The organism is uncultured Pseudomonas sp., from assembly GCF_913774235.1.
In the GTDB taxonomy this organism is placed as follows: Bacteria; Pseudomonadota; Gammaproteobacteria; order Pseudomonadales; family Pseudomonadaceae; genus Chryseomonas.
In genome coordinates this window covers 59,008-72,018 of the sequence record NZ_CAJYDW010000002.1, presented here as the reverse complement: position 1 = coordinate 72,018, position 13,011 = coordinate 59,008, and the positions used below count along the sequence as shown (strand labels likewise).

Sequence of the window (13,011 nt, the reverse complement as noted above, 5' to 3'; positions counted from 1 at the left end):
GGCGTCTCCTCGAGGGTATCGGGAGCGCTCCGTGGGTACGGTCGCGCGGTGGGTGGGTCTGCAAGCGTCAGCCGGTGCGCCGGGCACCGGCCAGGCGCGCGGCGACCTTCTGACGGGTCAGGGGAATCAGTTCGCGGCCATATTCGACGGCATCGTTGAGCGGATCGAAGCCGCGGATCAGGAAGCTGTCGACACCCAGATCGTAGTAATCCAGCAGGGCATCGGCGACCTGTTCGGCGGTGCCGACCAACGCAGTGGAGTTGTGCCCACCGCCCACCAGGGCGGCGATGCCAGTCCAAAGCCGGCGGTCTACCCGGTCGCCCAGCGCCACGGTGTCGCGCAGGCGCTGCGCGCCGACCGCCTCCGGCTTGGCCGGATGCACGGCGCCGTCTGCCGCCAGGCGTGCCTTGGCCTGTTGCCGGATGGCTTCGGCCTTGTCCCAGGCCTCGCTCTCGGTATCGCCGAGGATCAGCCGAAAGGAGACGTTGAACTTGGGCGTGCGGCCGTGGCGCGCCGCCTCGGCCCGCACTGCGGCGATGGTCTCGCGAGTCTGGGCCAGGGATTCGCCCCACAGCGCAAAGACGTCGGCGTGCTTGCCGGCCACCCGCAGAGCGGCAGGCGAGGAGCCGCCGAAGTAGACCGGCAGACTCGGCTGCTGCAGCGGCTTGATGGCGGAGAAGCCATTCGCCACACGGTAGTGCTCGCCCTCGTGATCGAAGGGCTGGGTAGCGGTCCACTCCTGGCGCACCACATCGAGGAATTCCTCGGTGCGGGCATAGCGCTGGTCGTGGTCGAGCCAGTCGCCGTCCTTGCGCTGCTCCCCGTCGCTGCCACCACTGATGATGTGCACCGCCAGGCGGCCGTCGAGCAGATGATCGAGGGTCGCGAGCTTGCGCGCCGCCAGGGTCGGGGCAACGAAACCGGGACGGTGGGCTAGCAGGAACTTGAGCGTCTGCGTGGCCTGCCCCGCCAGGGCGGTGACCAGGAACCCATCGGGCTGATCGGACCAATAACCGACCAGGATGCGATCGAAGCCGGCCTGCTCATGGGCCTGGGCGAAGCGGGTGACATAGCCCTTGTCGAAGATGGGGCCGGAGGGGGCGATGATCTCCGAGGTCAGGCGATGGCCGATCATGCCGAGGAATTGAACGCTCATGGTGGTGAATCCCGTGCCTAGGTAAGGGAACGCCTTTTGGGAAGACGTTGGCTGGGGTCCACCTTAGGCAGACGGGGCATAAGAAGGAAATTCTTTATGCGCATATCCTAATTCACGATTTATCTACTATGCGCATTTAATAGTTTGGCATCGGAGTCGGTATCGCGGCCATGGGCCGCTCCTTCGGGCTCGATTTTCCTGTAGGAGCGGCCCATTGCCGCGATCGGGCAGTGCACCCTACAGCGCTCAGAGCCAGATTGTCGCAGCCAGTCCCAAGGCACCTAGGATGAAACCGACCAAGGCGCCACGACCGGGCAGCTCGTGGAACAGCAGCCAGATGAGTACCGGCTCGCAGATCAACAGGGCCAGAACGGAGACCACCGCGACCAGCCAGATATTACCGGTAGCCCGGTATCCCAAGGCATAGGCCAGCAGCAGGCAGAGCCCTGAAAAGCAGGCGAAGAGCACCAGCAGCAAAACATCGCGCCAATCGAAGGTCGCGCTGGACGCCAGGCGCGCCGCGGCCAATTCACCATAGATGATGCAGGCTTCGCCAAGGATCATCAGCGCCATGGCGGAAATTCCCAGGAGCTCTTTGGACATGGACAACCTTCCTATCGGACCGAGCAGGCCGCCGCTGTGCCCGAGTACGCACAGCGCCCAGAGTGGAGGCTGAGGGCATGGCGATCAGCGGGGTCAAAGGCTCGGAGCAGAAGGCGTACATGAAGGGAACCTCTCCAGGGGAAGATGCCTTATCGATGCTAGGACAAGGCGCCACTAGAGAACAGCGGTTTGAGCTCTGGCTACCAGGGACATTGGGTTTCGATGCCATCATCTCCTCGCTTATACAGCGAAATCGATGTCTCCCCGTCTTACCTTGGTCAGACGATCCGTTGGGATGGATATCTCCGTAGGAGCGGCCCATGGCCGCGATCGCCCAAACGATCCCATAGCACCGTAGCGTAGAAAACGGCGTTAGCCTTTTCCACTGGAGGATCGGGTATGAGGTGCGCCCTCACCCCAGCCCTCTCCCAGAGGGAGAGGGGTAGTCCGCGCGAGGATCGAGAGCCGTTGCTCCCAGGACAGATCCGGTGGCCTATTGGGCTTCGACGATAAAGCTGTAGGTTGAGTTGAGCGCAGCGAAGCCCAACGAAAGGCGCCAGGCGCTATCGCTGCATCCCCCACTTCTTCACCGTCAGCCGCTCCAGGGTGGCGAACACCAAGCCTTCCACCAGCAGGCCGATGATGATCACCGCAGCAAGGCCGGCGAAGACGCGGTCGGTGTAGAGCTCGTTGCGATTCTGGAAGATGTACCAGCCCAGGCCGCCCTTGCCACTGGAGGCACCGAACACCAGCTCGGCGGCGATCAGGGTGCGCCAGGCGAAGGCCCAGCCGATCTTCAGGCCCGAGACGATGGCCGGCAGCGCCGCCGGGATGAGGATCAGGCCCACATACCTCAGGCCCTTGAGGCCGTAGTTACGCCCGGCCATGCGCAGGGTGTCGGAGACGCCGAGAAAGCCCGAGTAGGTGTTCAGCGCCATGGGCCAGAGCACCGAGTGCACCAGCACGAAGACCAGGCTGTTCTCGCCCAGGCCGAACCAGAGCAGCGCCAGGGGCAGCAAGGCGATGGCCGGCAGCGGGTTGAACATCGAGGTCAGGGTGCCGAGCAGATCGCGACCGAACTGGGTGGAGACGGCCAGGGCACTCAGCGCCAGGGCCAGCACCACGCCCAGCAGGTAGCCCTTGAGCAGGGTACCGAGGGAGATGGCCACCTTGGCCGGCAACTCGCCGGTGACCAGGCCATCCCAGAAAGCGGCGGCGGTCTGCAGGAAGCTGGGCAGCAGCAGGTCGTTGCCTTGCCAGCGCGCGGCCGCTTCCCAGGCCAGCATCAGGATCGCCAGGATCACCAGCTTGCGCAGCCAGGCCTGGCTCCACAGGCGAGTCACCAGGGGCAGTTCGACCGCCAGCGGCAAGTCGTCGAGGGGCGCGAGGTCCCGTTGGTATTCGGCCCGCACCGGGGGCTGTCGAGTCATGAATCTACCTCGAAATTAGTAGGAAATGCGGCCCTGGACGATGGCCTGCTGCAGGCGCAGGCGTTCGTCGGCCACCTCCGGCGGCAGCGTCTGGACATCGTCGGGGAACAGCAGGTTGTGGATGCGCAGCGCGGTGCTCTGGAATTCGGCGCCGCCGAAGTCTTCGAGGCCGAACTGATGGCAGTTGAGCTCGGCTCGTACCCGTCCCGGATGGGGCGACAGGAGCAGGATGCGATTGCCCACCACCAGCGCCTCTTCGATGGAGTGGGTGACGAACAGCAGGGTAAAGCGCACCTCGTCCCAGAGCGCCAGCAGTTCTTCCTGCATCTTGCGCCGGGTCAGGGCGTCCAGGGCGGCGAAGGGTTCGTCCATCAGCAGGATCTTGGGCTGCATGGCCAGGGCGCGAGCGATGGCCACCCGCTGCTTCATACCGCCGGAAAGATGATGCGGATAAGCATCGACGAAACGCGCCAGGCCGACCTTGTCCAGGTAGTGCAGCGCCCGCTCGCGGGCCTCGCCACGACTGGCCTGGCGACTGGCGAGCAGTGGGAACATGGTGTTCTCCAGCACCGTCTTCCACGGCGGCAGCTGATCGAACTCCTGGAACACCACGATGCGATCCGGTCCCGGCCCTTTGATCGGCTGGCCTTCCAGACGGATCTCGCCGTGCAGCGGCGGCAGAAAGCCCGCCACCGACTTGAGCAGACTGGACTTGCCGCAGCCGGACGGGCCGAGCAGGACGAAGCGATCGGCGCCGTGCACCTCGAAGGACACCTGGTGGGTAGCCCGCACCCGGCGTTCACGGGTGCGGTATTCGAGGTCGAGATCCTGCACCTGCAGCAGCGGCTGGGTCTGTGCCAGGGTCAGGTGCGGACGGGAAGCGAGAGGAGCGTTCATGGTCGTCTACTCCCTTAAAAAGGCGCATCGCCCTGGATGGTGGTGCGATACAGCTTGCGCCTCATATAGTTGGGGCAGCCGGCCGCCAGGTGCAGCAGCGAGCGATTGTCCCAGAACACCAGGTCGTGGGGCTTCCACTGGTGGCGATAGAGGTGCTCGGGCTTGACGCTGTGGGCATACAGCTGGTCGAGCAGGTCGCGACTCTCGTCTTCCGGCAGGCCGACGATATGGGTGGTGAAGCCTTCGCTGACGAACAGCGCCTTGCGGCCGTTCTCCGGATGGGTGCGCACCACCGGATGGACCACCGCCTTGACCTCGGCCAGTTGCGCGGCAGTCAGGGTCGGCCGCCAATTGCCCTCGAACTTGGGCTTGGCGTAAGTAGCGGTATAGGAATGCTCCGCCTGGAGGCCTTCGATCTGGCGCTTGAGCGCCTCCGGCAGGGTGTCGTAGGCCAGGTGCATGTTGGCGAAGATCGTATCGCCACCCTCCTCCGGCAACTCCTGCGCATGCAGCATCGAGCCCAGGCTCGGCAGCTCCTTGTAGGAGAGATCCGAATGCCAGAACTTGCCGGCATCGCCCAGGCCGATAGGCTGGCCGTCTTCGATGATGTTGGAGACGATGAGGATCTCCGGGTGGCCGGCCAGGTGGAATTGCTTGAGCACATGGATCTGCAACTCGCCAAAGCGACGGCTGAAAGCGATCTGCTGCTCGGGGGTGATGCGCTGGTCGCGGAACACCACCACGTGGTGGTCCAGGTGGGCGCGGTGGACGCGGGCGAAGTCTTCGGCATTGAGTGGCTGGGCCAGATCGATACCGAGGATCTCGGCCCCCAGGTTGCCGAAGGGACGGATCTCGAAGGCTTGGCCAGCAGCCGGTGCGTGGGCGGCGAGGGTCATGGAGTTTTCTCCTTGGTGGTCCGGCTCAGCTGCCGGGACGCTCGTGGGCTTCAGGGAAGAAATAGTCCTGCCAGGAGGCAGCCTGGTGTTTCAGCACACCCAGCTCGTGCAGCTTCTGGGCGTAGACGAAGGTGCGCTGCGGCTCGACGGTAAAATCGATCTCCGGGTCCTCGACGATGCGCTGCACCAGGGCCAGCGGCAGCTTGGAGTTCTCCACCCGGATGTACACCTCGGCCGCAGCGGCCTTGTTAGCGCGGATGAAGGCGGCGGCTTCCACCAGGGCATCGTAGAAGGCGCGGTAGGTCTTGGGATTCTCGTCGTGGAATTTCTCGGTGGTGTAGAGCACGTTGAAGGTGCCCGGCCCGCCGAGCACGTCGTAGCTGCTGAGGATGCGGTGGACCTTGGGATTCTCCAGCGCCTGGTACTGGAACGGCGGGCTGGAGAAATGGGTAGTGATCTCCGACCCGCCGGCCATCAGGGCGGCACTGGCATCGGGATGCGGCAGGCTCACGCTGATGGCATCGAATTTCTTGTATTGGGCATCGCCGAAGACCTTGGCGGTCTCGATCTGCAGGGTGCGCGACTGGAAGCCCACGCCCGCCGCCGGTACGGCGATGCGATCCTGATCGGTCAGGTCCTTGATCGACTTGACCTCGGCACGATTGCTCAGCAGGTAGTTGGGCATGGCGCCCAGGGCGGCGATGGCCTTGACGTTCTGCCGTCCGCGGGTGCGATCCCAGACGGTCAGCATCGGCGGCACTCCGGCGGAGACCACGTCCAGCGCGCCGGCCAGCAGCGCTTCGTTCATGGCGGTGGCGCCGGAGATACTGTTCCAGTCCACCTTGATGTCAAGGCCGGCGGCCTTGCCATGCTTCTCGATCAACTGCTGATCGCGCACCACGTCGAGGATCAGGTAGCCGATACCGAATTGCTGGGCAATGCTGATCTTGCCCTCGGCTGCGGCGCTACCGGCGAACCCGAGGACGCCGGCCACGGCGGCGACAACCGCCAATCCCTTCCCTACCCTGCTCATCATCCCGCTCCGTGCCGACTGGCTACCCGAAAGCGTTATAGGCTAATGAGCTGTTATAACTTTTGGTAAAGACGGATTTTATCTAACGATATGCAGTGACGGCGTATGCCAGAGGCAGACCGCCCTGCAAGTCTGCCGCGATATGAAGCTGAAGCGATCCGCGAGCCTCAGGCCGTGACCGCGCGCCGCGCCAGCAACTGACCCATGACGAGCACGAAGGCTACACCGATCGCCCCAGCCACATAGGGTGCCCAGTGCCAGTCGCCGGTGCCGAGCAAGCCCTGCAGCCATTCGTCGCTGGCGATCAGCTTACCGGCGATCCAGCCCAGCAGGGCTGCGCCGGCCATCACCAGCCAGCGAAACTTTTCCATGAGCTTCAGGATGAGCTGGCTGCCGAAGATGATGATAGGAATGCTGATGAGCACCCCGGTGATGGCCAGGCCCAGGTGCCCCTGGGCCGCACCAGCCACGGCGATGACGTTGTCCAGGCTCATCACCACGTCGGCCACCATGATGATCCAGATGGCCTGCCCCAGGGTGGTACCAGCCTTGACGTTGGCCTCGTCCTCGTCAGGCAGCAGCAGCTTGATGCCGATCCACAGCAGCAGCACGCCACCGACCACCTTGAGCAGCGGCCAGCCCAGTACATAACTGGCGACGAACAGCAGCAGGATGCGCAGGAGCACGGCGCCGGCGACGCCGCCGAGGATGGCCTTGCGGCGCTGGGCCTCGGGCAACCGCCGACAGGCCAGGGCGATCACCACGGCGTTATCGCCACCGAGCAGGATATCGATGATGACGATCTGCAGCAGACCGGTGAGAAAGGCGGGATCGGACAGGGTGGCGAGCAAGGGAAACCTCGGAGCGAAGCGTTGAGCACGCCTATTTGGCAGCAGGATGCGGTAATGATTTCATCCCACCGCCCAAAGGGGCACCGAATCCACACCCGCTCCCCGCTCCGCCTGGGAGGCGCCGATCAATTGCTCGCGGGCGTACCGAGACGGACATCACCCTGCCCGGTGGCAGCCAGCTCCCGGGCAACGAAACCATTGCGCAGCTGTTCGTCGAGAAACGCCTGTACATAGGCCGCTGCCGCCTCGTGTCCCTTGGGCACCGCCATGGCCTGGCGAATCTCGGTGAAGCTGTCGGCCATCACTCGATAGCCCGGGTGGGCGGCGGCGTAGGCTTCGAGGGGTTGCCTCACCCCGGCCGCCGCGTCCAGCCGCTGGGCGACGAAGTCCTCGATGGCGAGCGCCGAGGTGGACGACCGCACCAGCTCCGCCTGGGTCAGGGTCCGGCTCAGGTAGAGATCGTAGGCAGCGCCCTGGCCGACGGCGATGCGCCGTCCGGCACTGTCCAGCTCGGCGACTCGCTGCGCCGGATCATCCGCGCGCAACAGATAGGTGCCCTCGATGATGACGTAGGGCTCGCTGAAGGCGATCTGGGCGGCGCGCACCGGTTCGATGGCGAGGAAGGCCAGATCCCAGGCCTGCTGTTCCAGGGCGGCGAAGACCTTGCCGGCGGCATCGTAGGTGATGAACTCCACCGGTACGCCCAGGCGCTCGGCCAAGGCCTTGGCCAGGGCCACCGAAACGCCGACCGGCTGACCATCGGCGCCGCGCTGAGCCAGGACGGTATTGCCGTAGTTGATCGCTGCACGGAGAACGCCGCGGGGGGCCAGTTCGGCCATTGTCTCTGCAGAGGGGGTCATAGAGGCTCCTGGAAAGCATCGAGTTGAGGTAGACGGCATCAGGGCACCGCCGGCCCTCGATACTGCCCGCTCCCGCCGGATTGCGCACGCCTCAAGGTGGCGCTTTCGGCGGTAGTGCGATCAGGCGCGCAGTCGCTGTAATGCCTCGTAGGCCTCGGCCGCCTGGGCCAGCAAGGCAGGCGCCCGTCGTTCGCGAGGGTGAGGGGCGGCGACGGCGAAGCGGCGTTGCACGCGGGAGGGCGCGCCACCCAGGACCAGGACGCGGTCGCCCAGGTAGAAAGCCTCGTCCAGATCGTGGGTCACCAACAGCACGCCGATGTGGTACCGGGCCACCAGGCGCAGCACCAGGTCCTGCAGTTGCCAGCGGGTGAAGGCATCCACCGCGCTGAAGGGCTCGTCGAGCAACAGCAGCCGCGGGCGGCCATAGAGCCCGCGGGCGATGGCGACACGCTGGGCCATGCCGCCGGATAGCTGTTTGGGCAACAGCGCGCCCTGCCCCTCCAGCCCGACATCGCGCAGCAGTTGTTCGATCCAGGCACGATCGGCCCGCGCGCCGTCGGCGAAGCCGACGTTGGCGGTGACGTCCAGCCAGGGCATCAGCCGCGGTTCCTGGAACACCACGCCGACGCCATGACTGGCCGCCGCCAGGGTCATGCGGCCACTGAAATCGTCGTCCAGCCCGGCGGCGATGCGCAGCAGGGTGCTCTTGCCGCAGCCACTGGCACCCAGCAGGCTGACCACCTCGCCGGCAGCCAGGGCCACGTCGACACCTTCCAGCACCCGGCGCCCGGCGAAGGCCTTGCCGATGCGCTCGAGGGACAGCAGGGGTTCGCTCATCACTGGCCTCCCTGGTAGGTGTCGCGCCAGGCCAGCGCCCGGCGTTCCAGACGCACCAAGAGTTCGTCGCTGAGCTTGCCGAGTACCGCCAGCACCAGGATGGCGGCGATGACCACGTCCGGCCGCGAGGTCTCCCGGCCGTCACTGAGCAGATAGCCGAGACCGGCGGTGGCAGCGATCAGCTCGGCCGCCACCAGGAACATCCAGCTCATGCTCAGGGCCCCACGCAGGCCGGTGAACAGACTCGGCAAGGCGGCCGGCAGCAGGATGCGGCGGATCAGCGCCGGGCGCGACAGGCGATAGAGTCGGCCTACCTCTACCAGACGGCGATCCACGTCGCGGATGCCGCTGACCAGGGCGAGGTACAGCGGAAAGAAGGCGCCCAGGGCGATCAACACGATCTTGGGCGTTTCATCGATACCCAGCCAGAGCAACAACAGGGGCACCCAGGCCAGGCTGGGAATGGCGCGTAGCGCCTGGAACAGCGGATCGAGATAGGCCTCGGCGCGGCGCGACAGCCCTACCCAGGCGCCGATCAGCAGCGCCAGGCCCGCGCCCAGGGCGAAGCCACTGGCGACTCGCGCCAGACTGGCCGCCAGATGCCGCCACAACTCCCCTTCCCCCAGCACCCAGAGCGTGCGCAGCACCTCACTGGGCGGCGGCATCTGGTAGGCCGGCAGCCAGCCGAGGCGGACCACCGCCTCCAACACGACGACCAGCCCCAGGGGCAGCACGGCGCCACGCCAACGGCCATTGCCAGCCCGTACGACGCTGGGACCTTGGCCGAGTGGAGCGGCCTGGGTCAGTTCATCGCTCACGGTGCAGCCACCTGGGCCACCGGCTGCTTGTTCTCGATCACCGCCTGGGCCAACGCGGGCTGGACCAGGGCATCGACTGCCGCCACGGCGTCCACGCCGGGTCGCACCAGGCCCTCTTCACCCAATAGCGGCGCGGCGCCCTTGAGCGCGGCGACGAACTGCGGCCCCGGCAGTGGCTGGCTGAAATCGGTACGCGCGAGCTGGCGCTGGGCGACCTCCAGCGGCAGGCCGGACGCCTTGGCCAGCAACTCGGCGGTCTCCTGGGGATGCGCCAGGGTCCAGTGGCGGGCATCTTCGTAGGCGCCCAGCACCGCCTTGACCAGCTCCGGCTGGGCCTTGGCGAAGGCCTCGGTGGTGCTCAGCACGCCATAGCTGTTGAAGTCGAGATTGCGATAGAGCAGCCGCGAACCGGCTTGCAACTCGCTGGCGGCCATGTGCGGATCGAGACCGGCCCAGGCATCCACCTGGCCACGCTCCAGAGCGGCGCGACCGTCCGGGTGCTGCAGGTGGACGATTTCCACGTCGCCCTTCTTCAGGCCCGCTTCGCGCAGGCTGCGCAGCAGGAACAGATAGGGATCGGTCCCCTTGGTCGCGGCGATCTTCTTGCCCTTGAGATCGGCCAGGGACTTGAGCGGCGAATCCTTGGGCACCACCAGGGCCGTCCACTCCGGACGACTGGCGAGATACAGGGTTTCGATCGGGGCGCCATTGGCGCGGCTGAGCAGTGCGGCAAGTCCTGCGGTGGAGGCGAAATCGGTACTGCCGCTGTTGAGGTATTCCAGTGAGCGGTTGCTGCCCTGACTGAACACCCAGCGCACGGCGATGCCCTGGTTGGCGAGGCGCTTCTCCAGCAGCCCCTGCTCCTTGAGCACCAGGCTGGTAGGGGCGTAGTAGGCGTAGTCCAGGCGGACCTCCTGGGGCGCAGCGGCCTGCGCCAGCAGCGCGCTGCCGAACAGGGCCAGGCCGGCGGCCCAGCGTAGCGTGGTCTTGTGCATTTCGAGTTCCTTTTCGGCTAGCGGGAGGTCAGGGGGGCACTGGGGGTCCAGAGGTCCACGGCGCTGGCGTCCACCGCGGTGGGCAGCAGCTTGGCGGCGTGGAAGGCATCGGCGATGCGCTGCTGCTCGCCGAGGGCGGCGCGGCTGACCGGCTGGACATCGTAGGTGCGGCGGCCGTTGGCCAGCTCCACGGTGGCCTCGTCCAGGCGACCCCACTGCGGACCGAGAATGCGTGCCGCCTCGGCGGGGTGTTGCTTCACCCACTGCCCCGTGCGCTGCAGCTCGGCGAACACCAGGCTCAGCACCTCGGGATGGGCCTGGGCATAGGGGGTGGCCGCCAGGTAGTAGCGCTGGTAGCTGGCCAGGCCCTCGCCGGAGGCGAGGATGCGGACGTGCTGCTGGCGCTGGGCGCTGGCGACGAAGGGCTCCCAGGTCACCCAGGCGTCCACCTTGCCGTTCTCCAGGGCAGCACGACCGTCCGCCGGGGTGAGATAGGCCGGCTGGATGTCGGCGAAGGTCAGACCGGCTTTCTGCAAGGCGGCGATCAGCAGGTAGTGGCTACCGGCAGCCTTGGTGACGGCGATGCGCTTGCCCTTGAGGTCGGCAAGGGTCTTCAGCGACGAGCCCTCCGGGACCAGGATGGCCTGGGCCTGGGGCGACGGCGTTTCCCGGGCGAAATAGGTGAGCTTGGCGCCCGCCGCCAGGGCGAACACCGGCACGGTGTCGGCGACGTCGGCGGAGAGATCCACGTTGCCGACGTTGAGGGACTCCAGCAGCGGCAGGCCGCTGGAGAACTCATGCCAGCTGACGGTGATGCCCTTGGCTGCCAGATCCCGTTCCAGGGTGCCCTGCTCCTTGAGCAGCACCAACAGGGTGGAAGATTTCTGATAGCCGATGCGCAGGGCGGTATCGGCCTGGACGGCGCAGGCGAGGCCCAGCAAGCCTAGGGCGAGCAGCCCCTGGCGCAGGCGTGAGCCTGGTGAAAAACGGACGGCGGCCATGGATTCCTCGGCGAGCGGCGAATGGATGCCGGCCAAGATAAGGAATAAGCAAACGTCAGCTTAATACCGATTTGGAATTTATTTAGAGGGCCGCACGGCACTGCCAGCAGCCTAACGTTATTCCGAAAGGCTATTTAAAACTGTCTGGATCTTGAGGCTACCGTATAACCACCGGACCACCGGAATCTCTCTTCTTGCCTTGACTCCGAGGATCCCATGGCCGTGCTCCGGACCTTCAACCCTGCGCAGGCGCCCGCGCCATGAGCGCTCCCGCCAAGCAGGTGCTGCTCAACGCCTTCAACATGAATACCGTGGGTCACATCAACCACGGTCTCTGGACCCACCCGCGCGATACCTCCAGCCACTATCACAGCCTCGGTTACTGGACCGAGCTGGCCCAGCTGCTGGAGCGCGGCCTGTTCGATGGCCTGTTCATCGCCGACATTCTCGGTGTCTACGACGTCTATGGCGGCAACGTCGATCTGACCCTGCGCGAATCCATCCAGCTGCCGGTCAACGATCCCTTTCTGCTGGTCTCGGCTATGGCTGCCAGCACCCGGCACCTGGGTTTCGGCCTCACCGCCAACCTCACCTACGAGCCGCCCTATCCCTTCGCTCGCCGCCTTTCCACCCTGGATCACCTGAGCGAAGGCCGCGTCGGCTGGAACATCGTCACCGGCTATCTGGACAGCGCCGCCCGCGCCATGGGCCTGGACCGCCAGATCGCCCATGACCGCCGCTACGATCAGGCCGACGAATACCTGGAAGTCCTCTACAAGCTGCTCGAAGGCAGTTGGGCCGACGATGCCGTGGTCCGGGATCGCGTCCAGCGGATCTATGCCCGTCCCGAGCGGGTGCGCAAGGTCGAGCACCACGGCGAATTCTTCGACGTCGAGGGCTATCACCTCTGCGAGCCCTCGCGGCAACGCACCCCGGTGCTATTCCAGGCGGGTTCCTCGGATCGCGGCTTGGCCTTCGCCGGGCGCCATGCCGAATGCGTGTTCATCTCCGGACAGGATCAGGCCGCCACCCGCGCCCAGGTCGAACGAGTCCGAGGCGCGGCGGTGGCAGCCGGCCGGCGCGCGGATGACGTGAAGCTGTTCATGGGCCTGACGGTGATCGTCGCGCCCACCGCTGCCGAGGCCCGCGACAAGCATGCTGAATACCTGAGCTACGCCAGCCCCGAGGCCGGGGTCGCCCACCATTCGGCCTCGGTCGGCATAGATCTCGCCGCCTACGACCTCGACGAACCCATCCGCCCGCAAAAGACCGAGGCCATCGAATCGGCGCTCAAGCGCCTGGTCGCCAAGGACGCCGGCTGGACCCGCCGCAAGCTGCTAGAGCAGCACGCCCTGGGCGGGCGCTACACCGCCCTGGTCGGCGATCCTCAGCAGGTGGCCGATGCCCTGCTCGGCTGGATCGACGAGACCGGGCTGGACGGCTTCAACCTGGCCCGCACCGTCACCCCCGAGTGCTATAGCGACTTCATCGACCTGGTGATCCCGGAGCTACAGAGCCGGGGTCGCTACAAGACCGCCTACGCCGAGGGCAGCTTCAGACACAAGCTGTTCGGCCGCGGCGACCACCTCGACGCCCGCCATTTCGGCAGCCGTTTCCGCCAGGACTGAACCCTC

13 protein-coding genes are annotated in these 13,011 nt (G+C 66.1%); 1 reads left to right on the top strand and 12 read right to left on the bottom strand.

The window, feature by feature from the left end; genetic code table 11:
* Positions 1-67: 67 nt before the first annotated feature.
* The 12 genes from QZ471_RS00805 to QZ471_RS00750 form a co-directional block, all read right to left on the bottom strand.
* Positions 68-1,156: an LLM class flavin-dependent oxidoreductase gene (locus tag QZ471_RS00805; protein WP_295460377.1), complete on the bottom strand. Its 1,089-nt coding sequence runs from the start codon at positions 1,154-1,156 to the stop codon at positions 68-70.
* Positions 1,157-1,402: 246 nt separating this feature from the next.
* Positions 1,403-1,759 (bottom strand): hypothetical protein, encoded by a 357-nt coding sequence (locus QZ471_RS00800; protein WP_295460375.1) that lies wholly within the window; start codon positions 1,757-1,759, stop codon positions 1,403-1,405.
* A 563-nt stretch (positions 1,760-2,322) separates the two neighbouring features.
* Positions 2,323-3,189, bottom strand: coding sequence for an ABC transporter permease (locus QZ471_RS00795; RefSeq protein WP_295460374.1), 867 nt, complete (start codon positions 3,187-3,189; stop codon positions 2,323-2,325).
* Between the two features lie 15 nt (positions 3,190-3,204).
* Positions 3,205-4,086: an ABC transporter ATP-binding protein gene (locus QZ471_RS00790; RefSeq protein WP_027601178.1), complete on the bottom strand. Its 882-nt coding sequence runs from the start codon at positions 4,084-4,086 to the stop codon at positions 3,205-3,207.
* Positions 4,087-4,100: 14 nt separating this feature from the next.
* On the bottom strand, positions 4,101-4,982 hold the full coding sequence (locus QZ471_RS00785; protein WP_295460373.1) for a TauD/TfdA family dioxygenase: 882 nt from the start codon (positions 4,980-4,982) through the stop codon (positions 4,101-4,103).
* Positions 4,983-5,007: 25 nt separating this feature from the next.
* The gene (locus tag QZ471_RS00780; RefSeq protein WP_295460372.1) at positions 5,008-6,015 is read right to left on the bottom strand and encodes an ABC transporter substrate-binding protein; all 1,008 of its coding nucleotides are present in this window, start codon (positions 6,013-6,015) and stop codon (positions 5,008-5,010) included.
* Between the two features lie 167 nt (positions 6,016-6,182).
* Positions 6,183-6,866: a TerC family protein gene (locus QZ471_RS00775; RefSeq protein WP_295460371.1), complete on the bottom strand. Its 684-nt coding sequence runs from the start codon at positions 6,864-6,866 to the stop codon at positions 6,183-6,185.
* A gap of 125 nt (positions 6,867-6,991) precedes the next feature.
* The gene (locus tag QZ471_RS00770) at positions 6,992-7,726 is read right to left on the bottom strand and encodes a transporter substrate-binding domain-containing protein (RefSeq protein WP_295460369.1); all 735 of its coding nucleotides are present in this window, start codon (positions 7,724-7,726) and stop codon (positions 6,992-6,994) included.
* Positions 7,727-7,846: 120 nt separating this feature from the next.
* Complete coding sequence (locus QZ471_RS00765) at positions 7,847-8,563, bottom strand: ABC transporter ATP-binding protein (protein ID WP_295460368.1); 717 nt, start codon at positions 8,561-8,563, stop codon at positions 7,847-7,849.
* A complete protein-coding gene (locus QZ471_RS00760; protein ID WP_295460572.1) occupies positions 8,563-9,369 on the bottom strand; it encodes an ABC transporter permease in 807 nt (268 codons plus the stop codon). Before QZ471_RS00760 ends, QZ471_RS00765 begins: the two co-directional genes overlap by 1 nt.
* Positions 9,370-9,377: 8 nt before the next feature.
* Positions 9,378-10,376, bottom strand: coding sequence for an aliphatic sulfonate ABC transporter substrate-binding protein (locus QZ471_RS00755; protein ID WP_295460367.1), 999 nt, complete (start codon positions 10,374-10,376; stop codon positions 9,378-9,380).
* 17 nt (positions 10,377-10,393) lie between these two features.
* On the bottom strand, positions 10,394-11,377 hold the full coding sequence (locus tag QZ471_RS00750; RefSeq protein ID WP_295460366.1) for an aliphatic sulfonate ABC transporter substrate-binding protein: 984 nt from the start codon (positions 11,375-11,377) through the stop codon (positions 10,394-10,396).
* Between the two features lie 260 nt (positions 11,378-11,637).
* On the opposite strand from QZ471_RS00750, the gene QZ471_RS00745 reads away from it, so the two are divergent.
* Positions 11,638-13,005 carry an LLM class flavin-dependent oxidoreductase gene (locus QZ471_RS00745; protein WP_295460365.1) on the top strand — a complete coding sequence of 456 codons (1,368 nt, stop codon included), beginning with the start codon at positions 11,638-11,640 and terminating at the stop codon, positions 13,003-13,005.
* The last annotated feature ends 6 nt before the right edge of the window (positions 13,006-13,011 follow it).

What these genes read in the sequence shown, in the direction of transcription:
- QZ471_RS00750 (WP_295460366.1), bottom strand. Translation starts at nt 11,377, where the DNA reads ATGGCCGCCGTCCGTTTTTCACCAGGCTCACGCCTGCGCCAGGGGCTG.
- QZ471_RS00800 (WP_295460375.1), bottom strand. Translation starts at nt 1,759, where the DNA reads ATGTCCAAAGAGCTCCTGGGAATTTCCGCCATGGCGCTGATGATCCTT.
- QZ471_RS00745 (WP_295460365.1), top strand. Translation starts at nt 11,638, where the DNA reads ATGAGCGCTCCCGCCAAGCAGGTGCTGCTCAACGCCTTCAACATGAAT.
- QZ471_RS00795 (WP_295460374.1), bottom strand. Translation starts at nt 3,189, where the DNA reads ATGACTCGACAGCCCCCGGTGCGGGCCGAATACCAACGGGACCTCGCG.
- QZ471_RS00770 (WP_295460369.1), bottom strand. Translation starts at nt 7,726, where the DNA reads ATGACCCCCTCTGCAGAGACAATGGCCGAACTGGCCCCCCGCGGCGTT.
- QZ471_RS00765 (WP_295460368.1), bottom strand. Translation starts at nt 8,563, where the DNA reads ATGAGCGAACCCCTGCTGTCCCTCGAGCGCATCGGCAAGGCCTTCGCC.
- QZ471_RS00785 (WP_295460373.1), bottom strand. Translation starts at nt 4,982, where the DNA reads ATGACCCTCGCCGCCCACGCACCGGCTGCTGGCCAAGCCTTCGAGATC.
- QZ471_RS00780 (WP_295460372.1), bottom strand. Translation starts at nt 6,015, where the DNA reads ATGAGCAGGGTAGGGAAGGGATTGGCGGTTGTCGCCGCCGTGGCCGGC.
- QZ471_RS00755 (WP_295460367.1), bottom strand. Translation starts at nt 10,376, where the DNA reads ATGCACAAGACCACGCTACGCTGGGCCGCCGGCCTGGCCCTGTTCGGC.
- QZ471_RS00805 (WP_295460377.1), bottom strand. Translation starts at nt 1,156, where the DNA reads ATGAGCGTTCAATTCCTCGGCATGATCGGCCATCGCCTGACCTCGGAG.
- QZ471_RS00790 (WP_027601178.1), bottom strand. Translation starts at nt 4,086, where the DNA reads ATGAACGCTCCTCTCGCTTCCCGTCCGCACCTGACCCTGGCACAGACC.